A 22,774-nucleotide genomic window follows, 5' to 3' on the forward strand; every position below is an offset into this window, starting at 1 on the left:
GTATCGACCAGGCCCTTACGGGCGCCGTAGGTCGAAATGAAGTACTCGAGCGGCAGCAGGCCCTCGCGGAAGTTCGCCTTAATGGGAAGGTCGATCGTCTCGCCGGACATGTCTGCCATCAGACCACGCATGCCGCCGAGCTGACGCAGCTGGGTCTTAGAACCACGGGCGCCGGAGTCGGCCATCATGTACAGCGGGTTCTCCTCGTCGAACATGTCGAGCATGAGCGCTGCGACCTTGTCGGTACAAGCGGTCCACTCGTTAACGACTTCGATGTGGCGCTCCGTCTCGTTGATGAAGCCCTCCTCGAAGTACTCGTTGATCTGGTCGACGTTGGCCTGGGCGCGATCGAGCAGCTCCTGCTTCTCGGCAGGGATGAGAGCGTCCCACACCGAGATGGTGAGGCCGGCGCGGGTAGCGTAGTGGAAGCCGGAGTACTTGATGGCGTCGAGGATCGGGCCGACCTTGGCCTCGGGGTAACGATCGCAGCAGTCGGCAACCAGCTTGGCCACGTCGCCCTTGACCATCTTGTAGTTCATGAACTCATAGTCTTCGGGCAGGCACTGGCGGTTGAAGATGATGCGGCCGATGGAGGTCTCGAAGCGCGCGGTCTTGTTGCCGGTGACGTCGTAGTCGACAAACTCGTTCTTGCCGTTCTTGACGCGGAAGATACGGGTGCCGTCCTCGTTGATGACGTTGGCGTCGGCAGCGGACACGCGGACCTGGATCTTGGCCTGCATGTCGACCTCGGAGCGGCAGTCATAGGCGTGCAGCGCGTCGTCGAAGCTGGCGAACACGTGGTTCTCGCCCGGCAGACCGTCGCGGACCTGGGTCAGGTAGTACACACCGATGATCATGTCCTGCGAGGGGATGTTGACCGGCTTGCCGGATGCCGGCGAGCGCAGGTTGTTCGCAGAGAGCATGAGCACGCGGGCCTCGGCCTGAGCCTGGCTGGACAGCGGCACGTGGACAGACATCTGGTCGCCGTCGAAGTCGGCGTTGAAGGGCGAGCAGACCAGCGGGTGCAGGTGGATAGCCTTGCCCTCGACCAGCACCGGCTCAAAGGCCTGGATGGACAGACGGTGCAGGGTCGGTGCACGGTTGAGCAGCACGACGCGGCCGTCGATGACCTCTTCGAGGATGTCCCACACAAAGGTGGCACCGCGGTCGATAGCGCGCTTGGCGCCCTTGATGTTCTCGACCTTGCCGAGCTCGACCAGGCGCTTCATGACGAAGGGCTTGAAGAGCTCCAGCGCCATGGTCTTGGGCAGACCGCACTGGTGCAGCAGCAGCTTGGGGTCGGTAACGATAACCGAACGGCCGGAGTAGTCGACACGCTTACCCAGCAGGTTCTGACGGAAACGACCCTGCTTGCCCTTGAGGGCCTCGGCGAGCGACTTGAGCGGGCGACCGCCACGGCCAGAGACCGGGCGACCACGACGGCCGTTGTCGAACAGGGCGTCCACGGACTCCTGGAGCATGCGCTTCTCGTTGTTCACGATGATCGCAGGGGCGTCCAGGTCGAGCAGGCGCTTGAGTCGGTTGTTACGGTTGATCACGCGGCGGTACAGGTCGTTGAGGTCGGACGCGGCGAAGCGGCCGCCGTCGAGCTGGACCATCGGGCGCAGATCGGGCGGAATGACCGGGATGACGTCCAGGATCATGTTCGCGGGGCTGTTGCCGCCCTTCAGGAAGGCGTCAACGACCTCGAGGCGCTTGACGGCCTTCTCGCGCTTCTGCTTCTGGGAGTCCTCGTCGGCGATGATGGCCTTGAGCTTCTCGGCCTCGGAGGGGAGGTCGATGGCAGCGAGCAGGTCGCGGACAGCCTCGGCACCCATACCACCCTTGAAGTACATGGAGTAGTAACGGGTCATCTCGCGGAACAGCGGCTCATCGGAGATGAGGTCGCGCTCGGTGAGCTTCATGAAGGCGTTGAAGGCGTCCGTGCGGAGCTGCTTCTCGTCCTTGCACTCTTCCTCGATGTCAACGATGCCAGAGGCGATCTCCTCGGGGGTCAGCGGCTCCTCGTCGGAGAACTCGTCAAAGTTCTCAGGGTCGCCCTGCTCCTTGAGGGACTCGATCTGGCGGGCGCACTCGGCATCGATCTCTTCCAGATCGGCGGCAAGTTCCTCGCGCAGGTCGTCGGCGTCGGCCTCGCGAGCCTCGTAGTCAACCTCGGTGATGATGTAGCTGGCAAAGTACAGAACCTTCTCGAGGTCCTTGGACTTGATGTCGAGCATACGGCTCATCGGGAAGCTCGTGGGGCTCTTGAAGTACCAGATGTGGGACACGGGAGCGGCGAGCTCGATGTGGCCCATGCGGTCGCGACGCACCTTGGCCGAGGTGACCTCGACGCCGCAGCGCTCGCAGACGATGCCCTTAAAGCGGATGCCCTTGTACTTGCCGCAGGAGCACTCCCAGTCCTTGGCGGGACCGAAAATCTTCTCGCAGAACAGGCCGTCCTTCTCGGGCTTGAGGGTACGGTAATTGATGGTCTCCGGCTTCTTGACCTCACCGTGCGACCAGGAACGGATCTGGTCGGCGGAGGCAAGGGAGATCTTTACCGAGTCAAAATCAGTAGCTTCGAAATCTGCCACAGTCAACTACTCCTTATCAGTGGTCGTGGCGGCGACAGCCTCGGGTGCCTCGGCGGTCTCGGCATCCTCGGCCTCGACGTCGGCGTCAACGCCGGCGAGCGCAGCCAGGTCGTCGAGAGCAGAGGTCTCCTCGGCGGTCACAGGGGCGGAGGCGTCCTCGTCGGCATCGTGCATGGGCTCGATGTCCAGCGCGAGGGAACGGATCTCCTTGACGAGAACCTTGAAGGACTCGGGGATACCCGGAACCGGGACGTTCTCGCCCTTGACGATGGACTCGTAGGTCTTGACGCGGCCCACGGTATCGTCGGACTTGACGGTCAGGATCTCCTGCAGGACGTTGGACGCACCGTAAGCGTACAGTGCCCAAACTTCCATCTCGCCGAAGCGCTGGCCGCCGAACTGGGCCTTGCCGCCCAGAGGCTGCTGGGTAACCAAGCTGTAAGGGCCGGTCGAACGGGCGTGGATCTTGTCGTCGACCATGTGGCCGAGCTTGAGGATGTAGGACGTACCCACGGTAATGGGCTCGCGGAACTCCTCGCCGGTGCGGCCGTCGAACAGACGGGTCTTGCCGCGCTCGTCAAGCTGGGTGACGAACTCGGGACGCATGTGATCGCCAAAGGCAGCGGTGGCCTTGTTGAGCATGTTCTTGTTGGCACGACGAATGACCTCGGCGATCTCGTCCTCCTTGGCGCCGTCGAAGACGGGCGTGGCGGTGAAGAACGGACCGGGGACGTACTTGTCGGAGTCGGCCTGCTCGGTATCCCAACCGCAGGCAGCAGCCCAGCCAAGGTGGCACTCGAGCAGCTGACCGACGTTCATACGCGAAGGAACGCCCAGCGGGTTGAGGATAACGTCGATCGGGGTACCGTCAGCCATGTAGGGCATGTCCTCGACCGGCAGAACGTTGCAGATAACGCCCTTGTTGCCGTGGCGGCCGGCGATCTTATCGCCCTGCTGGATCTTACGACGCTGGGCGACGTAGACGCGCACCTGCTCGTTGACACCGGGGGCCAGGTCGTCGCCGTTCTCGCGGCTAAAGCGGACGACGTCGATGACGCGGCCGTAAGCGCCGTGAGGCATCTTGAGGGAGGTATCGCGAACGTCGTGGGCCTTGGCACCGAAGATGGCGCGCAGCAGGCGCTCCTCGGCGGTCAGAGCGCTCTCGCCCTTGGGGGTAACCTTGCCGACCAGGATGTCGCCAGGGCCGACCTCGGCGCCGATGCGGATGATGCCGTCCTCGTCGAGGTTGGCAAGCATGTCCTCGGAGAGGTTCGGGATCTCGCGGGTGATTTCCTCGGGGCCGAGCTTGGTGTCGCGGGCATCGATCTCGTGACGGGTGATGTTGATGGTCGTCAGCAGGTCCTCGGCCACCAGGCGCTCGGACACGACGATACCGTCCTCGTAGTTGAAGCCTTCCCACGGCATGTATGCCACGGTGAGGTTCTGACCCAGTGCGAGCTCGCCATGATCGGTCGAAGGACCGTCAGCCAGGGGCTCGCCCTGCTCAACGGTGTCACCGACGCGCACGAGCGGACGGTGGTTGATGCAGGTGGACTGGTTGGAGCGCTGGTACTTGGCCAGGTGATACTCGTCCATGCCGCCGGCATGCTTGACGATGATCTTGGCGGCGTCGGCAAAGATGACCTCGCCGGCGTTCTTGGCCAGGGTGACCTCGCCGGAGTCCAGGGCGGCGCGACGCTCCATGCCGGTACCGACATAGGGAGCGGCGGGGTGAACCAGCGGCACGGCCTGACGCTGCATGTTAGCGCCCATCAGCGTACGCTTGGCGTCGTCGTGCTCGAGGAACGGGATCAGCGTGGCTGCGACGGAGAGCATCTGACGCGGCGAGACGTCCATGTAGTCGACGTCCTCGACAGGCACGTCGGCGGGAGCGCCGAAGGAGCCGTCGAAGTCGCGGGTACGGGCGATCACGGTGTGCGGGCGGACAAGCTTGCCCTCGGCATCGGTCGTGATGAACTCGTTGGTCTTGGGATCGAGCGGCGTGTTGGCCGGCGCGATGACGTGCTTCTCTTCCTCGTCAGCGGTCATCCAGTCGATCTGGTCGGTGGCAACGCCGTTCTCGACGCGACGGAACGGAGCCTCGATGAAGCCGTACTCGTTGACGCGGGCGTAGAGGGCGAGCGAGCCGATCAGGCCGATGTTGGGGCCTTCGGGGGTCTCGATCGGGCACATGCGGCTGTAGTGCGAGTTGTGGACGTCGCGGACGGCCGTCGGCACGTTGGTGCGGCGGCTGGAGCCGGACTTGTGGCCGGCAAGACCGCCAGGGCCGAGTGCGGACAGACGGCGCTTGTGGGTCAGACCGGTCAGGGGGTTCGCCTGGTCCATGAACTGCGAGAGCTGCGAGGAACCGAAGAACTCCTTGATGGAGGCCACGATCGGACGGATGTTGATGAGCGACTGCGGGGTGATCTCGTCGATGTCCTGGGAGCTCATGCGCTCACGGACGACGCGCTCCATACGGCTCATGCCGATACGGAACTGGTTGGCGACGAGCTCGCCGACGGTGCGGATGCGGCGGTTGCCAAAGTGGTCGATGTCGTCGACCTTGAAGCCCTGCTCGCCGGCAGCGAGGGACAGCAGGTAGCGCAGCGTCGCGACGATATCCTCGTCGGTGAGCACCGTGACCTCTTCCTCGGTGGTGAGGTTGAGCTTCTTGTTGACCTTGTAACGACCGACGCGGGCCAGATCGTAGCGCTGCGGGTTAAAGAGCAGGCCCTCGAGCAGGCTGCGGGAAGCATCCACGGTGGGAGGCTCGCCCGGGCGCAGGCGACGGTAGATCTCGATAAGGGCATCCTCGCGGGTGAGAGCGGTATCGCGCTCCAGGGTGCGCTTAATGACATCGGAGTTGCCGAGCAGCTCGATGATGTCGTCGTTGGTTACGGCAATGCCAAGGGCGCGCAGGAACATCGTGGCGCTCTGCTTGCGCTTACGGTCGATGGAGACCATGAGCTGGTCGCGCTTGTCGACTTCAAACTCAAGCCAGGCACCGCGGGACGGGATGATCTGGGCTTTGTAGATCTGCTTGCCCGAATCCATCTCGGAGCTGTAGTACACACCCGGGGAACGGACGAGCTGCGAGACGACGATACGCTCGGTACCGTTGATGATGAAGGTGCCCTGATCGGTCATCATGGGGAAGTCGCCCATAAAGACGAGCTGCTCCTTGATCTCGCCGGTCTCCTTGTTGGTGAGACGGACGTCGGTCAGAAGCGGGGCCTGATAGGTCATGTCCTTCTCGCGGCACTCCTCGACGGTGTGCGCGGGGTCGCCGAACTGATGCTCGCCGAAGGTAACCTCGAGAACATGGTTCTGGCTCTGGATGGGGCTGGATTCCTTGAACGCCTCACGAAGGCCCTCGTCCTTAAAACGCTCAAAGGATTCCCTTTGAACAGAGATAAGGTTGGGGAGCTCCATGGCCTCCGGGATTTTCCCGAAGCTGACGCGCTTGCGCTCAGTGGCAGTGTATGCGTAGGTCACCAGGTTTTTCCTCCTTCACGGAAATGCTCGGTGGGTTGGCGAGGCATAGCTTCGCCAGTTATCGCAACCTAATAGTTTATCAGGTACCGACCGTTGGGCAAGAAAAGCCTTGACGCGATTGAGTTTTTGGAGTAGCAAATTTTTTCGGCAGAAAACACGCAGGTAGATGTATGTATATCGAACATCTGTTCATATATTTTCTGTGAACAGAGAGCCGGCAATCGTAGCTCTTATAAAAAACGGGCGCGAACCGAAGTCCGCGCCCGTAAATGTCGATGCCCGAAGGCTTACTTGCGCATCAATCCGCCGCGCTCGTCGATGGCGTCCCAGAAGGCGCTGGCAAAGCGGGGGTCGCTTGCAGCCATGAGGGCGTTGGTGGCCATCCAGCCAGAGGGAGTACCGGTGTCGTAGCCCGACAGCGGGTCGATGACGACAGCATACATGGCCTCGCGGTCGAGCGAACGGGCCATGGCGTCGGTGAGCTGGATCTCGCCGCCCTTGCCGGCCTGCTGATCTGCCAGCAGGTCCATGACCAGCGGGCTCAGCAGGTAGCGACCGACGATGTACAGGTTGGACGGAGCTGCCTCGGGAGCGGGCTTCTCGACCAGACCGCCGATACGCCAGACAGCGCCCGGCTCTGCATCGGCAACGTCCTCGGCACCCTCGAGCGAACCGACGCGCTCACCGGCGATAACGCCGTAGCGGCTGACTTCCTCGGGCGAGCAAGCAGCGACGGCGATAACCGAAGCGCCACCGTGCTCCTTGGAAACGGCGAGCATCTTGTCGCAGATGTCGCGGTTAGGCACAACGTAGTCGCCCAGAAGAACTAGGAAGTTCTCCCCTGCCACGGCGTCGGCAGCAGAGCGAATAGCATGGCCGAGGCCCTTGGGCTCGTACTGATAACGGAAGTCGACCGGCATACCGCCAGCGTGGGCGACGGCGTCGGCATAGGCGTTCTTGCCGCGCTCGCGCAGCAGGTTCTCGAGCGAGCGATCGGGCTGGAAGTAGTTCAGTAGCTCGGGCTTACCGGGAGAAGTAACGATGATGGCGTCGTCGACCTCCTCGGGATCGAGCGCTTCCTCGACGACGTACTGAATGACGGGCTTGTCGAGCACCGGCAGCATCTCTTTGGGCGTGCACTTGGTGCCAGGCAGAAAACGCGTGCCAAGACCGGCGGCGGGGATGATTGCCTTCATGTTATTCAAAGATCCTTTCGCAGGCGCAAAAGCGCCCCATGCGTGCGGCACACAGCCGCAGACCAAATTGCGATACCCAAGTATCTTACCGCTGGAGCTATATGTCGCTACAAGGCAGAGACAATTCTTCAGCAGGTCAACGCAAATTATTGCTCGAATGGTGCAATTTTATTGCCCAACGGCAAGGCACCCGATACGACGCAAATCACAGAACATGGCAGTTTGAGCAACCGATGTCGAGGGACCGAAAAACAAAAAAGACGGGGCTCGCAATGCGAGCCCCGTCTGCAAAGAAATCTGGCGAGAAAGCCTGATTACTTGAGGGTGACAGCAGCGCCAGCAGCCTCGAGCTTCTCCTTGGCAGCCTCGGCGTCCTCCTTCTTGGCACCCTCGAGAACAGCCTTGGGAGCGCCCTCGACGACCTCCTTGGCCTCCTTCAGGCCAAGGTTGGTGAGCTCACGGACGGCCTTGATGACCTGGATCTTGTTGTCGCCGAAGCCCTCGAGCACGACGTCAAACTCGGTCTTCTCCTCGGCCTCAGCAGCGCCAGCAGCGGGAGCGGCGACAACAGCGGCAGGAGCAGCGGCGGAAACGCCGAAGGTGTCCTCGATAGCCTTGACGAGCTCGGAAGCCTCGAGAAGGGTCATTTCCTTAAGAGCATCGATGATCTCATCGGTGGTAAGCTTAGCCATTTCTAAGTCCTTTCGGTTTCCGTGCGGATGCACGGAGATCAGTTAAAACACGGCGCGAATGCGCCAGGGGTGCGGCGTTGCCGCCGCGGGTGAAAACAGCGACTAGGCTGCCTTCTGCTCGGAGACCTGCTGGATCGAACGAGCGAGACCAGAGGAAACGCCGTTGACGCAGACAGCGATGTCGCGAGCGAAACCGGAGATGAGACCGGCGATCTGGCCGAGAAGCTGATCCTTGGTGGGCAGCTCAGCGATAGCCTTAACATCATCAGCGGAAACGGCCTTGCCGTCGGAGATACCGCCCTTGATCTCAAGGACGCCCTTGGACTTAGCGGAGAAGTCCTTAAGGGCCTTAGCGGCCTCGACCGGCTCGGACTCGTAGAACACATAAGCGACGGGGCCGGCGAGAATCTCGTCGAGCTCGGGCTGCTCCTGGTTCTTGAGGGCGATCTTGACCAGGTTGTTCTTGTAGACCTTCATCTCGGCGCCGCACTCGCGAAGCTGATGACGCAGCTCCTGAGCCTGCTTAACCGTCAGACCGTTGTAGTTGACGACGAACAGACCGGCGTTCTCGGCGATACGGGACTCGATCTCTGCAACCTTGTCGATTTTGTACTGCTGGGGCATGAATTACACCTCCTCGAATTCTTTCCGGGCACGGTCCGCCACAAGGACGTGACGGGGGCATGTCCAAAAAGAAAGCCCCCGCGCTGCATGAGCGACGGGGGCGAGAAGACATATCTACTCGACCACCTCGGCTGGCGGGATATCCCATTAAGCTCGCGGGCAATGCCCGTTTGCGCCGGCTGTCTCTGGCAGCGGATTCGTGCGTGAACCGAAAGTATTATGGCGGGGACCCCGGCGTCGGTCAACGGGCTCGAGGATTCGCACACAAACCCTGCATACGCTCCGACCGGGAGGGGCAGGGCGAGTTTTCCGCTCGGTCAAGTCCTGGGCTCGCACGAAGGCCACATTAAGTGGCCTTCGGCTCGTGCGGAATCTACGGAAAACTCGCCCTGCCCCTCCCGGCCGGAGCTACGTTGCCTTTGCTGCGAATCCTCGTGTCCGTTGAGCGACGCGCCCCACTCATAATGCTTGGGTCGGTGGGCTGATGTGTTGCATCCCTGAGGGCTACAAGGTTGAAATGAAGGTGGACAGGCGGCGGAGGCCTTCGTCCAGGTTTTCGTCGGAGACGCAGTAGCTTAGGCGGATGTGGCCTTCGATTCCGAAGCAGTCTCCCGGGACTAGGGCTACGTTTGCCTCTTTGATGGCTTTGATGCAGAAGTCTTCGCTGGTTAGGCCGAACTTTTTGATGCTTGGGAAAGTGTAGAAGGCTCCTGCGGGCTCTACTACGTCGAGGCCCATGGCGTCTAAGGCTGCGAGTACGCGCTCGCAGCGGGCTCGGTAGACTTTGAGCATGGGGGTTGGGTCGACGGTGAGGGCTCGCGTTGCGGCGTCCATCTCAAAGGAGACGGCGCTCGATACTAGGTATTGGTGAGCCTTTGCGATCTCGGCGATGACGGGGGTTGCCGCTGCGAGCCAGCCCAGGCGCCAGCCGGTCATAGCCCAGGGCTTGGAGAAGCTCTCGATAACTACCGTCTGATCGCGAAGCTCCGGGTGACGCTGGGCAAAGCGCTCGTAGCCATCCACATAGACCAGACGGTTATACACGTCGTCGCAGACCACGTAGATGCCCGCCTGCTCCGCCACGTGCGCCACGGCGTCGAGCGAAGCCGCGTCGAGGATGCAACCCGTAGGATTGTTGGGCGAGCAGATGACGATGGCCTTGGTCGCCGGCGTCACGCAAGCACGAAGCGCATCCTCGTCAATCTGAAATTGCGCAGGCTCCGTATCCAAAAAGACTGCTTTGGCGTGGTTGGCCACGACGATGCTTTCGTACAGGCCAAAGGCCGGCGTGGGGATAATGACCTCGTCGCCGGGGTTGAGTATGGCCATGAATGTTGCCGACAGTGCCTCGGTCGCACCGTCGGTTAGGATGACCTCGTCGGCCGAAAACGTAGGGCCCGCGTCCCCCATGTAGGCAGATAACGCCTCGCGCAGGGCGGGGCGACCGTTGTTGGGCGGATAGTGCGTGTCACCGCGGTCCAGCGCGGCGGTCACCTCGGCGCTAATCACATCGGGCGTGGGAAAATCGGGCTCGCCAAGCGCGAGCGCGATGCACCCCGGGTGCTGGGCGGCGAGCGCGTTGATCCGGCGGATACCGGAGGGCTTGAGCGTGGCAAGCGAGGTATTCATGGGCAGTCGCATGGCGTTCCTTTCGTAAGGGTTGCACTAGGATAGCGCGGCGGGGCGCCGCCAGACGGTGTAACCTAAACGGAAACGAGCCGGAAAGGAGATGGCATGGAGACGACCGCGCGTGGCGACGTACCAAAAACACTGCAAACCATTGCGTATATCAGCATTCCCAATAGCGCCGATCTTGATTTTTTGCTCTGGGACCTGCAGGATGCCATCGCGGCCTATGCCCGGTTTTCCGGCACCGCACTCCCCCACTCGGTCGACTTGAAGGCAAATGACGCCGGCAGCGTTGCCGATGGCATCGTGCTGGCCATTGAAGATATGGCTGACGATGAGACGTTGACTGCTATCGAGCAGGCGCTTGAGCGCTTTGGCAGTACGGGAACGCGCGTCTATGCCGTGATTCGAGCCGCACAACAGGGCGCTGAGCAGGCGCGTGAAGCCGCCGTTCGCCTGCACAAGGCATGTGAGCGCCATGACCAATTATGGTGTGGCGGCGTTGCCATCTGCGCCGGCAGCGGCATTGCGGCGCTTCGTCGCTCTCCGCGCATGGGACTCTTGCGGCGACCGTTTTCTGAGGCCATGGACAAGCTCGTGGGCGCCGTTCGCATGGGATGTTCCGTCGAACACGCGCAAAAGCTCGGTGGTGCCGCAACGGGTGGCGTCGACACCGACGGCATGGTGCGCGCCACGTCTGCACTGCCCACACCGATCTGGCACGCCGTTATGAGGCATCTTGCCGAGCACTCAAACTGCTAAATCGAAAAAGCCTGCCAATCAGCGGCGCCGCTCCACCGCTCGACAAGACGCTCCAGGCGCCAGGCGGCATTGGCAGGACTTGTCGAGGGCAGGACGACGGCGGGCAACCCCGTCCGATCTTGCAAGTAGCGTTTGTAGAGTCGCCCTGCCGTACCGCCGTTACAGACAACGAGCTCGATCGACGCGGCATCGGTAATGCGCTCGATATGTGCCGGCACAACGTTGCGGATGCTCGCGTCGCTCGAGCCCTTAATGTCGCAGCTCTCGATTGCATCCCACAGGGCCACGCCGCCGTTCAGCAGCATGGCCCGCTTGGCGGCAATGGAGGCATCGAGCGTCGCGGGCTCACCGCTTGCCAAAGGATCGCCCTCGTTGGGCGGCACAGGCATACCGAGGCACGTGGCCATCACACGCCAAAAGCGGTTCTGAGGGTTGCCGTAATAAAAGGCATTGGCGCGCGACAGCACCGAGGGAAACGATCCGAGCACCAAAACGCGCGAGTGCTGGTCGAACACGGGCTCAAACCCATGCTCAATATGTTGATAGCCCTCGTCAGACGCTGCCATGGCCTAGGCCCTCAACAGATAGCGCACCTCGTAGGGCGCAAGCTCAAGGGAGCCCGCCAGCTCGACCGTGGGCACGCCGTCGGCAAGCAGGTCGACAAAGGAGCCGTTGAGCTCGCCGGCGCCAAAGGTGTAAGGCTCGTCCACGGCGTTCACCGCCACGAGCACCGTCGCGTCGTCGCAGGCGCGCTCGAACAGCAGCTGCTTGTTCTGGATCACCACATTGCGATAGGCACCGTAGTTGAGAGCACGGGCCGCCGCGTCGTTTGCCGAGCGCAGGTGCGCCAGCTGCGTGATGAAGGCCGTCAGCTCGTTGGGCGCAGGCTCATCGAGCGCAGGGCGCAGCGCCCAGTCGCCATCGGGGCCGCCCTTTTCGCCGGCAATTCCCCACTCGCTGCCATAGTAGACGCACGGAATGCCCGGCATGCCAAAGAGCATGCCATAGGCGGGACGCAGGCACGACTTGTCGGTGAGGATGCTTGCCAGGCGCGGCACGTCGTGGTTGTCGACAAACGACAGCAGGTGTTTGCCGCGGTAGATGCACCAGGGGTCGCCGCCAAACTGGCGATGCAGCGAATGGGCGATCTCGAACATGTTGACCGAGTTAAAGCTGGAGTACAGGCCCTTGTAGCACTCGTAGTTGGTGCAGGAGTCGAGCATCTCGTCGTTGACGATTTGGTTGTAGTCGCCGTGGAGCGTCTCGCCGATCAGCACAAAGTCGGGCTTGAGCTCACGGGTAAAAGCGTGCAGGCGGCGCATGAAGTCGCGGTCGAGCATATAGGCAACGTCCAGGCGCAGGCCGTCGACGCCAAAGACCTCGGCCCAGCGGCGCACGGACTCGAGCAGGTAATTGACCACGGCGGGGTTTTGCAGGTTGAGCTTCACAAGCTCAAAATGGCCCTCCCAGCCCTCATACCAAAAGCCGTCGCCGTAGCACGAGTCACCGTCAAAGCTGATGTGGAACCAATCCTTGTACGGCGAATCCCACTTGCGCTCCTGCACATCGCGGAAGGCCCAAAAACCGCGGCCGACGTGGTTGAAGACGGCATCGAGCACCACGCGGATACCGTGGGCATGCAGTGTGTCGCACACGGCGGCAAAGTCGACATTCCCACCCAGGCGGCGGTCGATATGGCGCAGGCTGCGCGTATCGTAGCCGTGGCTATCGGACTCGAGCGGCGGGTTGATGAGCACAGTGCCAACGCCGAGTTCCTGCAGGTAGTCGGCCCATTTGGCAATCTTCATGATGGGCGCATCGGGGCTAGCTGTGGCATCGGCGGCCTGGGCGAGCTCATCCTCGGCAACGGGGGCGGCGTTTTCGCGCGGAGCTCCACAAAAGCCCAGCGGATAGATCTGATAGAACGTCGTCTCGTATGCCCACATAGCAACCTCCCGGTAAGCTCAACACAACGACATCCATTGTATGCCTGCCGTGCATCCCCTCCCCCAAAATAAGTTGCGGTGGAATAGTTCCTGCTTGGGCCTTCAAAGGCCTTAAACAGGAACTATTCCACCGCAACTGATGAGGGGACGTGGCTAGGCGACGGGCTTGGCGCGGCGGATGGCTGGGAACATCACCGTGATGGCGAGGATAACGCCCACGGCAGCGATCGCCCCGCCCACAAAGCCGATCCAGGCGATACCGGGACCCGAAACCACGGCTCCGCCGATCGCGGTACCCGTGCCGATACCGAGGTTGAACAGGCCCGAGAAGATCGACATGGCGACGGCCGACGAATCTGCCGGCGTGTGTTTGATGAGCTCGGCCTGAAACGCCACGTTAAAGGCCGTGGCGCAGCAACCCCACAGTGCGCAGACGGCAAGCACTGTCACGAGCGACGATGCGGCCGGCCCCATGAGCAGCAGGGCCACCGGCACGCCGGAGAGCGTGATAGCCAAGAACGGGAAGCGATGCCCATCGAACAGGCGGCCAAACAGCCAGCTTCCGAGCAAACCAGAGCAGCCAAACGCCGTCAGCGTCATGGTAATGGCGCCCGCATCGACGTGCGCGACCTGCGCCAGGAAGGGCTCGATATAGCTGTAGCTTGCGTAATAGCCGGTCGCCATGAAGACCGTGACTGCGTAGAGCGCGATGAGGAGCGGGTTCTTGAGCAGCTCGGGCAGCTGTTTGACGGTAAAGCGCTCACCCGCCGGCATGGCCGGGAACACCGCTGCCTGGTAGACGACCGCGATGGCTGAGAGGCCCCCGACCACGGCAAACGTCATGCGCCAGCCCACGGCCAAGCCAATGGCGCGACCGAGCGGCAGGCCAAAGATCTGCGCGATGGACGAGCCCGTAGCGATCATGCTGATGGCGAGCGCGCCGTGGCGAGTGTCGACCAGGCGCGAGGCCATAATCGAGGCGACTGACCAGAACACGGCATGTGCGCAAGCGACCACCAGGCGCGCGCAGACCAGGATGGGATAGGTCGGCGCCACAGCGGACAGGAACTGACCGAGCGAGAACACGGCCAGCACGCCCAGCAGCATCCGCTTGAACTCAAAGCGCGAGGCGAACACCATGAGCGGCAGCGACAGCAGCATGACGCCCCAGGCATAGACCGAGATCATGATGCCAGCTTGGGCCTCGGTGAGCGAAAACGATGCAGCGATGTCGGTCAGCAGGCCGATGGGCATGAACTCCGACGTGTTGAACACGAACGCGCAGCAGGTGAGCCCGATGAGCGGGAGCCACTGCCTGAGCGTGATGCCGTCTTGCCTTGTCTGAGTCATATATAACGTCTCCAATCGTTTTGAGCGGAGGCGATTATATAGCAACGGCCCCGCATCCGTCAGTACAGATGCGGGGCCGAAAACAATTCGATACACAGAGGTTGCGCCGTCAATTCATAACTAAGCCAACCCCAGCAATATGCCCGCCGAATGCACGACAAACGCCACGATCCAGGCAACGGCGACCTGAAACGCGAATACGGCCACGGCATAGCGCGCGCCCAACTCGCTCTTGACGGCGCCGATTGCCGCCACACAAGGCGGGTACAGCAACGTAAAGACCAAGAACACGTAGGCGGTAAACGGCGAAAACATGGTCGACAGCGCCGCGGGCGACGTTGCGCCCAAAAGCACCGTGAGCGTCGAGATGACGCTCTCCTTGGCAATGAGCCCCGTGACGAGCGCCGTCGAGGCGCGCCAGTCGCCAAAGCCGAGCGGGGCCAACACCGGCGCGATGATGCTACCCAGACCGGCAAGCAGGCTTTGCGACTGGTCGGCGACCACGTTAAAGCGGATGTCGAACGTCTGAAGGAACCAGATGACCACGGTCGCGGCAAAGATAATGGTAAAGGCCTTGGTGATGAAGTCCTTGGCCTTATCCCATGCCAGCATCACCGTCGTCTTGACGCTCGGCAGGCGGTAATTGGGGAGCTCCATGATAAACGGCACCGGGTCGCCCTTAAATGCCGTGCGGTTGAGCACCAAAGCCGCGACGCAGCCGACCACGATACCGATCAGATAGAGCGAGACCATGGCGGGAACCGTCGCCTGCGGGAAAAACGCCCCGCACAGCAAGCCGTAAACCGGCAGCTTGGCTGAGCAGCTCATAAACGGCGTGAGCATGACCGTCATCTTGCGGTCGTGCTCGGATGGGAGCGTACGGGTCGACATGATAGCTGGCACGGTGCAGCCAAAGCCGACGAGCATGGGCACGAAACTGCGGCCCGACAGACCAAAGCGACGCAACACCTTATCCATGACAAAGGCCACGCGCGCCATGTATCCGGAGTCTTCCAGAATGGAGAGGAACAAAAAGAGCACGACGATAATCGGCAGGAAGGTCAGCACACTGCCCACGCCCGTAAGCACGCCGTCGACAGCCAGCGAGCGCACCACGTCGTTGGTGCCGAACGCCTTGAGGCCTGCATCGGCCGAAGCGATGATGGCAGCGATGCCGTCCTCCATAAGTCCCTGCAACGCCGCGCCGATCACGCCAAACGTCAGCCAAAAGACGAGGCCCATGATCAGCAGAAACGCCGGGATGGCCGTATAGCGACCCGTCAGAATGCGGTCGATCTTGACGGAGCGCACGTGCTCGCGGCTCTCGTGCGGCTTGACGACACAGCGCCCGCACACGTCGCCGATAAAGCTAAAGCGCATGTCGGCCAGCGCGGACAGGCGGTCGGTGCCGGCCTCGCCCTCCATCTGGGTAATGATGTGCTCGATGGCGTCGAGCTCGTTGCGATCCAGGTGAAGCGCCTCGGTTACCAGCTCATCGCCCTCGACCAGCTTGGTCGCCGCAAAGCGCACCGGGATGTGCGCCGTCACGGCATGGTCCTCGATCAGGTTAGCAATACCGTGGATGCAGCGATGCAGCGCACCGCCGTCCGGACCGTCGGGCGCGCAAAAGTCCAGGCGACCGGGGCGCTCGCGGAACCGCGCCACGTGCAAGGCATGATCCACCAACTCGCCGATACCCTCGTTGCGGGCAGCACTAATGGGGACAACGGGCACGCCCAACAGACTCTCGAGCAAGTTGACGTCTACGGCGCCGCCGTTGGCGGTCACCTCGTCCATCATGTTGAGCGCGATGACCATAGGACGGTCAAGCTCCATGAGCTGCAGTGTCAGGTACAGGTTGCGCTCGATGTTGGTGGCGTCAATGATGTCGATGATGGCGTCCGGACGCTCGTCGAGGATGAACTGACGGCTCACGACCTCTTCGCCTGTGTACGGCGACAGGGAGTAAATGCCGGGCAGGTCGGTAACGCTCGCCTCGGGATGGTTACGGATGGTGCCATCTTTGCGGTCGACCGTCACGCCGGGAAAGTTACCGACGTGCTGGTTGGAGCCCGTCAGCTGGTTGAATAACGTGGTCTTGCCGCAGTTTTGGTTGCCGGCGAGGGCAAAGTGCAGCGGCGCGCCCTCGGGCACGGCCGTCTTTGCCGCACGGGGCGAATACGTCCCCTCGCCCAGGGCCGGATGCTCCGTCGTGCCGATTGCGGCGTTAGCGCGCGGACCCGTATCGGTGTCGTGAATACCCACGAGCTCGATGCGAGCGGCATCGTCCTTGCGCAGTGTCAACTCGTAGCCACGCAGGCGGATCTCGAGCGGATCGCCCATGGGGGCGTACTTCATCATGGTGACTTCGGTGCCCGGCGTTAGGCCCATGTCCAAAATATGCTGTCGGAGTGCCTGATCGTCCGATGCCACCGATGCGACAACGGCGTCTTTTCCGATCTCGAGCGTATCGAGCTTCACGTCCGTGTTCCTCCCCCGACGCCCACAGGGCGTTGTATTTATGTTCACCATGGCTAACCGTTTGCCATGGCTAACCAATTTTAAACTTACATGATAGCGTGAACACACAATGACGTTCAATCAGCAGATTGGCGCAATGGGGACAGGCAGGAGAGTTCAGGGCCATAGTTTCCCGATGAGGCCTCTCGGGGAAACTACATCCCAGAATTCTGGCTCGAAACGGGATATGGTTTCCCAAACAGGCCTCTTACGGAAAATGCATCCCGGAATCCCCACTCGAAACGGGACGCACTTTCCCAGTCGAGGCCCTATGGGAAACTGCGTCCCACCTTGAAAGGCAAAACTGGGACGCAGTTTCCGGGCGGGGCATCAAAAACAAAGTTGCGGTGGAATAGTTCCTGGATGGGCTGGTTGATGCCCCAGATCGGAACTATTTCACCGCAAGTTATTGAAGGGCTGGGATGCCCGTCCTCTTACAGATGGCGCTCCAGGAAGCGGAAGGCTAGGCGAATCCAAGGGCGGACCGCCACCTGCTTGTCCTCGTTGTCGACCGCGGTGTTGGCGTTGCCGAGCGAAAGGCCGTGACCACCCTGGTCGAAGACGTGCATCTCGCATGCAACGCCCTCCTCGGCCATGCGCTGCGCAAACGGGTAGACCTGCGCGATCGGCGCCGTCTTGTCGTCGGACACGCCCCACACAAAGGTCGGTGGCATCTGACGCGAAACATGCGTGGTGGGGCAGATGTCGGCCAGATGCTCGTCAGTTGCCTCGCCGCCCGTCACCATCGACAGGTAGTCGTTGAGCAAATCGCGCCCCGTCTTGCCGCCCGTCTTGGGCACACGCAAGTCAATGCGCGGATCGCGCGTCTGCATGTCACGCACATAGGCAAAGTCGAGCAATGGATAGCCCAGCACCACGGCATCGGGACGAATGTCGTCCGGACGCGCCCCGGCAAGTGCCGCGAAGGGGCCGGTCTTCCACTGTGTTGCCAGCGAGGCGCAAATCATGCCGCCAGCAGAAAAGCCCACGACGCACACGCGCTTGGGATCGACATGCCACTCGTCAGCGTTGGCGCGCACCGTGGCGACCATCTTGGCAAGATCTGCCTGCGGGTGCGGAAAACTTGCGTCACCCGTGCCGCTCGTCACATAGTTGAGCACAAAGGCCTGGTAGCCGTGATCCAAAAACGCAAACGCCACGGGATCCTGCTCATGCGGAGCGATATGCGTAAACGCACCTCCGCCGCAGATAATCACGGCAGGGCGGCGGCCATTCGGTTTATCGGGCAGCGGCTCGGCACCCAAATACGTAAAGGTCGCCGGATATTCCTCGGTCGGCTCCTCGCCCCACAGCGCATGGTTCTCGACAATCATATGTGCTCCCTTCGCGCAAATTAAGCGCCCTTGTTTTTCGCCTTCAAGCGTACCCCACTTGAACCCGTGGCGCAGAAACACTCCGGCAATAAGTTTCCCTTCAACTGATATATCACATAATCCCAGCTCAGAGGTATCTTTGAGCAGCGTAGAATAGGGGCGTTGACCAAGCCGCGAAACACATGTGAAATGTTTCCGGCAAACCAAACGCGCGATATGCGCCTATTTAAGTTGGAGGCAACTATGGGTCTGCTCGATTCGCTTAAGTCCACCTTCACCTCGACCGGCGAGGCGTCCGTTCCGCCCGCAGCAAGCTTCGCTACCCGCGAAGGCGTCATCTATGCCCCCGTCAACGGCGTGCTCGTCAACCTGAACGAGGTTCCCGACGAGACGATCGCCTCGGGCATGCTTGGCCAGGGCTATGGCATCGAGCCCATTACCGGCACCATCTATGCGCCCGCCAACGGCCGCATCGGTGCCACCACTGTCACCAACCACTCCATCGGCATGATTACCGAGGACGGCCTGCGCGTGTTCATCCATGTTGGCCTGGGCACCGTGGAAATGAACGGCAAGGGTTTTGCCCGCTTTGTCGAGATGGGCGATGTGGTCAAGGCAGGCCAGCCGCTCATCAGCTTCGACCGCGAGGCCATTAAGGCCGCTGGTCACGAGGACATCGTGACCGTCATCGTCTCCGAGCTCGATCGTCTTAAGAGCATCGACCATGTCGGCGAGTCTGGAACGCTTATCGGCGGCAACCCGCTCGTCAAGCTGGGCGACCCGCTGCTGGTTGCCAAGACCAAGTAGCCAGGCCCCGCGCCACACAGCCAAAAGGCACCTCGTCAAGCGCCCACGACCATTTGGCCGCGGGCGCTTTTCGTTTGAAAAACCATCCCGCCAATGCCTTATCTGTATAGCTCAAATGAGCCGAGCTGCTAGAATATCGAACTGTATGGATAACTATCATTCAACCGTTATGGGAGGATACGTGAACCGCACCAAAATCGCGCAGCTCTATGCCGATGCCGAGTCGCTCGGCGGCCAGACCGTCACCGTCGCCGGCTGGGTCAAGTCCGTCCGCGACATGAAGAACTTTGGCTTCGTTACGCTCAACGACGGCAGCTGCTTCCGCGACCTGCAGGTCGTCATGAACCGCGAGGCACTCGACAACTACGACGAGATCGCCCATCAAAACGTCTCGGCCGCACTCATTTGCACCGGCACCGTCAAGCTGACCCCCGATGCGCCCCAGCCTTTCGAGCTTTCTGCCACCTCCATCGAGGTCGAGGGCGTCAGCGCCCCGGATTACCCGCTGCAGAAGAAGCGCGCAACCGTCGAGTTCCTGCGCACCCAGCAGCACCTGCGCCCGCGCACCAACCTGTTCCGCGCCGTGTTCCGCATCCGCTCTGTCGCGGCTGCCGCCATCCACCGCTTCTTCCAGGAGCAGGGTTTTGTCTACGTCAACACCCCCATCATCACCACGAGTGACTGCGAGGGCGCCGGCGAGATGTTCCGCGTGACCACGCTCGACCCCAAAAATCCGCCCCTCACCGAGTCCGGCGAGGTCGACTGGAGCCAAGACTTCTTTGGCAAGCACGCGAGCCTCACCGTGTCCGGTCAGCTCAATGCCGAGAACTTTGCCATGGCCTTTGGCGACGTGTACACCTTTGGCCCCACCTTCCGCGCCGAGAACTCCAACACCACGCGCCATGCCGCCGAGTTTTGGATGATCGAGCCCGAGATGGCCTTTGCCGACCTTAACGACTACATGGATAACGCCGAGGCCATGCTCAAGTACGTCCTTAAGGACGTTATGGTCACCTGTCCCGACGAGCTCAACATGCTCAACAAGTTTGTGGACAAGGGCCTGATCGAGCGCCTGGACCATGTCGCCAACTCCGACTTTGCCCGCGTCACCTATACCGAGGCCGTCGAAATCCTGGAGCAGGCCGTCGCCGCCGGCCACAAGTTTGACTACCCCGTGAGCTGGGGCATCGACCTGCAAACCGAGCACGAGCGTTTCCTGACCGAGGAGCACTTTAAGCGCCCGACCTTCGTGACCGACTACCCGGCCGAGATCAAGGCCTTCTACATGCGCATGAACGACGACGGTAAGACCGTCGCCGCCGCCGACTGCCTGGTGCCGGGCATCGGCGAGATCATCGGTGGCTCCCAGCGCGAGGAGCGCCTGGATCTGCTCGAGGCCCGCATCAAGGACCTGGGCATGAATCCCGAGCAGTACAAGTACTACCTTGACCTGCGCCGCTACGGTTCCTGCAAGCACGCCGGCTACGGTCTGGGCTTCGAGCGCTTGGTGATGTACCTCACCGGCGTGGGCAACATCCGCGACGTCCTGCCGCACCCGCGCACCGTGGGCAACGCCGACTTCTAATCGTCTGACGCTAGCTCGCGTCGCCACACGCCAACGCTCATCGCACAAGCGTCTCTCGACATCGGTCGAGAGACGCTTTTTTCAACAGCATCCGTCAAGCTTTTGGCAAGTTTTTGGTCAGTTGAGCAGGGCTGTTGAAAACTCGAACCGCCGTTTGCCGACGACTACCGACCGCCCAGAGCGTCCTGCGCCCCTGGGAAAGCCCCACGTCCTAGGCTCCATACCGTCGCCACCCAAAACGGAAAGGACGTGGGCACGATGACCGAAGCCGCTGTTGAAACCTACGACACCACGACTAGAGGCGCCGCCTCGATGGCAGCCTATCGCGCCGTTCGCATCCTGCAACTATTAAGCGAAAACACCGGCGAGGACAAGGCCATGCTTTCCGATGAGTTGATCCGGCGCCTCGCCCATCCCGACGACCCCGCCCGCATGCCCATCTCGGCGGCGCGGCGCAGCATCTACACCGCCATCTCCGCGCTTCGCCATGCCGGATACGAAATTGAGTACAAACGCGGCGTGGGCTACAAACTTCTTACCCGCCCGCTCACCGATGAAGAGATCATCCGGCTCCACGGTATGGTCATGCGCAACCGCTCCACGCCTATCGCTATCCGCAAGAGCATGGCGCAGCATTTAGTTGCCATGGCGAGTGCCGACGTTCGCGGCTACCTCGATACACCCGAACCCGCTCCAAGCGCAGGCAGCAAGGCTACCAAGGCAACGCGCGCGCCCATCAAGCGCATCGACACGTGCGAGCTCGTCGAGCAGGCCATCGACCACGGAACCACGGTGAGTTTTGATATTTCGAGCGTCACGACACGCGGCGAAACCGAAGCAGCACGGATGACACTCCGTCCCTTTGCCATCAGGCAGCGCGATGGCATCTCGTATCTGCTGGGAACGGTCTACGACGCCCGAGGCACCGACGATACGCTGCGCACCGTCGAGATCGCCCGTATGAGAAACGTCAGCACGCGCCTGCTCGACGGCAAGAAGCTCTTCGCCGCCCTCGACGAGGAGGACGACGCCTCCTCCGCCGCATAAGACCCTCCGCCGCCCATTCGACTACCCGTACCGCCCATCCGATTCTGTATTAAAAAACCCGCCAGGCTGTTGTAAAAATGGACATCAGCGCTACTATAGTTCCACTTGCACTTTGTCCCAGTGCAGTGTTTCCAGCCATTTTTATACTGGGGGTAATGATATGAAGGACATCACCATCAGCCGCAGGAGCCTTCTGGTCTCCGCCGGCCTGCTCGCGCTCGCCCCGCTCGCCGGATGCGGCGGCAACTCTGGTTCCGGCTCTGCTGCCGTCGGTTCCGACTACACCATCGGCGTTCTGCAGCTCACCGAGCACTCCGCACTCGATGCCGCCAACGACGGCTTTGTCAAGGCCATCAAGGAGAGCGGCCTTAAGGTCAAGATCGACCAGAAGAACGCCCAGAACGACCAGTCCACGTGTAAGTCCATTGCCGACAAGTTTGTGGGCGACAACGTCAACCTGATTTATGCCATCGCCACGCCCGCCGCGCAGGCTGCCGCCGGCGCCACGGCCGATATCCCCATCGTGGGCTGCGCCATCACCGACTACGCCGCCTCCGGTCTGGTCCAGGACAACGACAAGCCCGGCACCAACGTCACGGGCGCTTCCGACCTCACCCCGGTCGCCGAGCAGCTCGAGATGATGCAGAAGGTCCTGCCCGACGTTAAAAAGGTCGGCCTGCTGTACTGCACCGCCGAGTCCAACTCCGACGTCCAGATCAAGGCCGCCAAGAAGGAGCTCGACAAGCTGGGCCTCGAGTACACTGACTTCACCGTCTCGAGCTCCAACGAGATTCAGTCCGTCGTCGAGTCTGCCGTGGGCAAGGTCGACGCGCTGTACTCCCCCACCGACAACACCATCGCCGCGGGTGCCTCGCAGGTCGGCCAGATCTGCAAGGAAAACAAGCTTCCCTTCGTGACCGGCGAGGAGGGCATGTGCATGGCCGGCGGCCTGTTCACCCTCTCCATCAACTATGAGGACCTGGGCTACGCCGCGGGCGAGATGGCCGTTAAGATCCTGAAGGGCGAGGCCAAGCCCGAGGATATGCCGATCAAGCACCTCTCGAGCAAGGACCTGGTCGTCGTCAAGAACGACGAAATGGCCGAGGCCCTGGGCATCGACCTTTCCGCCCTGGACGCGTAATGCCATACGCGGCATGCGTCTAGAGCCCGTGCTCGCGCTTTAGCCG

Annotated in this window: 16 protein-coding genes; 5 read left to right on the plus strand and 11 right to left on the minus strand. The window is 61.7% G+C overall.

What is annotated here, in order from left to right; genetic code table 11:
* The 6 genes from AB5Z54_RS00975 to AB5Z54_RS01000 all read right to left on the minus strand — a co-directional run.
* Positions 1 to 2,597, minus strand: a 2,597-nt coding sequence (locus AB5Z54_RS00975; RefSeq protein ID WP_368159722.1) for a DNA-directed RNA polymerase subunit beta', incomplete at its 3' end; no start/stop codon positions are given.
* A gap of 6 nt (positions 2,598 to 2,603) precedes the next feature.
* On the minus strand, positions 2,604 to 6,095 hold the full coding sequence (gene rpoB / locus AB5Z54_RS00980; RefSeq protein ID WP_199410622.1) for a DNA-directed RNA polymerase subunit beta: 3,492 nt from the start codon (positions 6,093 to 6,095) through the stop codon (positions 2,604 to 2,606).
* A gap of 287 nt (positions 6,096 to 6,382) precedes the next feature.
* Positions 6,383 to 7,291 (minus strand): UTP--glucose-1-phosphate uridylyltransferase, encoded by a 909-nt coding sequence (locus AB5Z54_RS00985; protein ID WP_117745808.1) that lies wholly within the window; start codon positions 7,289 to 7,291, stop codon positions 6,383 to 6,385.
* A gap of 314 nt (positions 7,292 to 7,605) precedes the next feature.
* Positions 7,606 to 7,983, minus strand: coding sequence for a 50S ribosomal protein L7/L12 (rplL, locus tag AB5Z54_RS00990; RefSeq protein WP_006235005.1), 378 nt, complete (start codon positions 7,981 to 7,983; stop codon positions 7,606 to 7,608).
* Positions 7,984 to 8,085: 102 nt separating this feature from the next.
* Complete coding sequence (gene rplJ, locus AB5Z54_RS00995) at positions 8,086 to 8,607, minus strand: 50S ribosomal protein L10 (RefSeq protein ID WP_006235004.1); 522 nt, start codon at positions 8,605 to 8,607, stop codon at positions 8,086 to 8,088.
* Between the two features lie 504 nt (positions 8,608 to 9,111).
* Complete coding sequence (locus tag AB5Z54_RS01000) at positions 9,112 to 10,248, minus strand: pyridoxal phosphate-dependent aminotransferase (RefSeq protein ID WP_368159725.1); 1,137 nt, start codon at positions 10,246 to 10,248, stop codon at positions 9,112 to 9,114.
* Between the two features lie 93 nt (positions 10,249 to 10,341).
* Here AB5Z54_RS01000 and AB5Z54_RS01005 point away from each other — a divergent pair, with 93 nt between their 5' ends.
* Entirely contained in the window at positions 10,342 to 10,998 is a 657-nt protein-coding gene (locus tag AB5Z54_RS01005; RefSeq protein WP_368159727.1) for a hypothetical protein, read from the plus strand.
* Here AB5Z54_RS01005 and AB5Z54_RS01010 read toward each other — a convergent pair.
* From AB5Z54_RS01010 to AB5Z54_RS01030, 5 genes are all read right to left on the minus strand, one after another.
* Positions 10,995 to 11,564 (minus strand): uracil-DNA glycosylase family protein, encoded by a 570-nt coding sequence (locus AB5Z54_RS01010; protein ID WP_368159728.1) that lies wholly within the window; start codon positions 11,562 to 11,564, stop codon positions 10,995 to 10,997. The two genes, AB5Z54_RS01005 and AB5Z54_RS01010, sit on opposite strands and share 4 nt — an antisense overlap.
* A gap of 3 nt (positions 11,565 to 11,567) precedes the next feature.
* Positions 11,568 to 12,944, minus strand: coding sequence for an alpha-amylase family glycosyl hydrolase (locus AB5Z54_RS01015; RefSeq protein ID WP_368159731.1), 1,377 nt, complete (start codon positions 12,942 to 12,944; stop codon positions 11,568 to 11,570).
* Positions 12,945 to 13,097: 153 nt separating this feature from the next.
* Positions 13,098 to 14,294: an MFS transporter gene (locus tag AB5Z54_RS01020; RefSeq protein ID WP_368159733.1), complete on the minus strand. Its 1,197-nt coding sequence runs from the start codon at positions 14,292 to 14,294 to the stop codon at positions 13,098 to 13,100.
* Between the two features lie 120 nt (positions 14,295 to 14,414).
* Positions 14,415 to 16,826, minus strand: a complete 2,412-nt coding sequence (gene feoB / locus AB5Z54_RS01025) for a ferrous iron transport protein B (protein ID WP_368159735.1) — start codon at positions 16,824 to 16,826, stop codon at positions 14,415 to 14,417.
* A 422-nt stretch (positions 16,827 to 17,248) separates the two neighbouring features.
* Positions 17,249 to 18,148, minus strand: coding sequence for an alpha/beta hydrolase (locus AB5Z54_RS01030; protein ID WP_368159736.1), 900 nt, complete (start codon positions 18,146 to 18,148; stop codon positions 17,249 to 17,251).
* A gap of 243 nt (positions 18,149 to 18,391) precedes the next feature.
* Here AB5Z54_RS01030 and AB5Z54_RS01035 point away from each other — a divergent pair, with 243 nt between their 5' ends.
* The 4 genes from AB5Z54_RS01035 (at position 18,392) to AB5Z54_RS01050 (ending at position 22,728) form a co-directional block, all read left to right on the plus strand.
* Positions 18,392 to 18,955 carry a PTS sugar transporter subunit IIA gene (locus tag AB5Z54_RS01035; RefSeq protein WP_040359007.1) on the plus strand — a complete coding sequence of 188 codons (564 nt, stop codon included), beginning with the start codon at positions 18,392 to 18,394 and terminating at the stop codon, positions 18,953 to 18,955.
* A 181-nt stretch (positions 18,956 to 19,136) separates the two neighbouring features.
* Entirely contained in the window at positions 19,137 to 20,540 is a 1,404-nt protein-coding gene (gene asnS, locus AB5Z54_RS01040) for an asparagine--tRNA ligase (protein WP_368159738.1), read from the plus strand.
* 258 nt (positions 20,541 to 20,798) lie between these two features.
* A complete protein-coding gene (locus AB5Z54_RS01045; protein ID WP_368159740.1) occupies positions 20,799 to 21,587 on the plus strand; it encodes a hypothetical protein in 789 nt (262 codons plus the stop codon).
* 160 nt (positions 21,588 to 21,747) lie between these two features.
* Positions 21,748 to 22,728: an ABC transporter substrate-binding protein gene (locus tag AB5Z54_RS01050; protein WP_368159742.1), complete on the plus strand. Its 981-nt coding sequence runs from the start codon at positions 21,748 to 21,750 to the stop codon at positions 22,726 to 22,728.
* Positions 22,729 to 22,774: the final 46 nt, after the last annotated feature.

It is taken from the genome of Collinsella aerofaciens (assembly GCF_040910185.1).
Lineage (GTDB): Bacteria > Actinomycetota > Coriobacteriia > Coriobacteriales > Coriobacteriaceae > Collinsella > Collinsella aerofaciens_BF.

Coding starts and splice junctions, on each gene's coding strand:
- AB5Z54_RS00985 (WP_117745808.1), bottom strand. CDS start 7,291: ATGAAGGCAATCATCCCCGCCGCCGGTCTTGGCACGCGTTTTCTGCCT.
- rplL (WP_006235005.1), bottom strand. CDS start 7,983: ATGGCTAAGCTTACCACCGATGAGATCATCGATGCTCTTAAGGAAATG.
- rplJ (WP_006235004.1), bottom strand. CDS start 8,607: ATGCCCCAGCAGTACAAAATCGACAAGGTTGCAGAGATCGAGTCCCGT.
- AB5Z54_RS01000 (WP_368159725.1), bottom strand. CDS start 10,248: ATGCGACTGCCCATGAATACCTCGCTTGCCACGCTCAAGCCCTCCGGT.
- AB5Z54_RS01005 (WP_368159727.1), top strand. CDS start 10,342: ATGGAGACGACCGCGCGTGGCGACGTACCAAAAACACTGCAAACCATT.
- AB5Z54_RS01010 (WP_368159728.1), bottom strand. CDS start 11,564: ATGGCAGCGTCTGACGAGGGCTATCAACATATTGAGCATGGGTTTGAG.
- AB5Z54_RS01015 (WP_368159731.1), bottom strand. CDS start 12,944: ATGTGGGCATACGAGACGACGTTCTATCAGATCTATCCGCTGGGCTTT.
- AB5Z54_RS01020 (WP_368159733.1), bottom strand. CDS start 14,294: ATGACTCAGACAAGGCAAGACGGCATCACGCTCAGGCAGTGGCTCCCG.
- feoB (WP_368159735.1), bottom strand. CDS start 16,826: ATGGTGAACATAAATACAACGCCCTGTGGGCGTCGGGGGAGGAACACG.
- AB5Z54_RS01030 (WP_368159736.1), bottom strand. CDS start 18,148: ATGATTGTCGAGAACCATGCGCTGTGGGGCGAGGAGCCGACCGAGGAA.
- AB5Z54_RS01035 (WP_040359007.1), top strand. CDS start 18,392: ATGGGTCTGCTCGATTCGCTTAAGTCCACCTTCACCTCGACCGGCGAG.
- AB5Z54_RS01045 (WP_368159740.1), top strand. CDS start 20,799: ATGACCGAAGCCGCTGTTGAAACCTACGACACCACGACTAGAGGCGCC.
- AB5Z54_RS01050 (WP_368159742.1), top strand. CDS start 21,748: ATGAAGGACATCACCATCAGCCGCAGGAGCCTTCTGGTCTCCGCCGGC.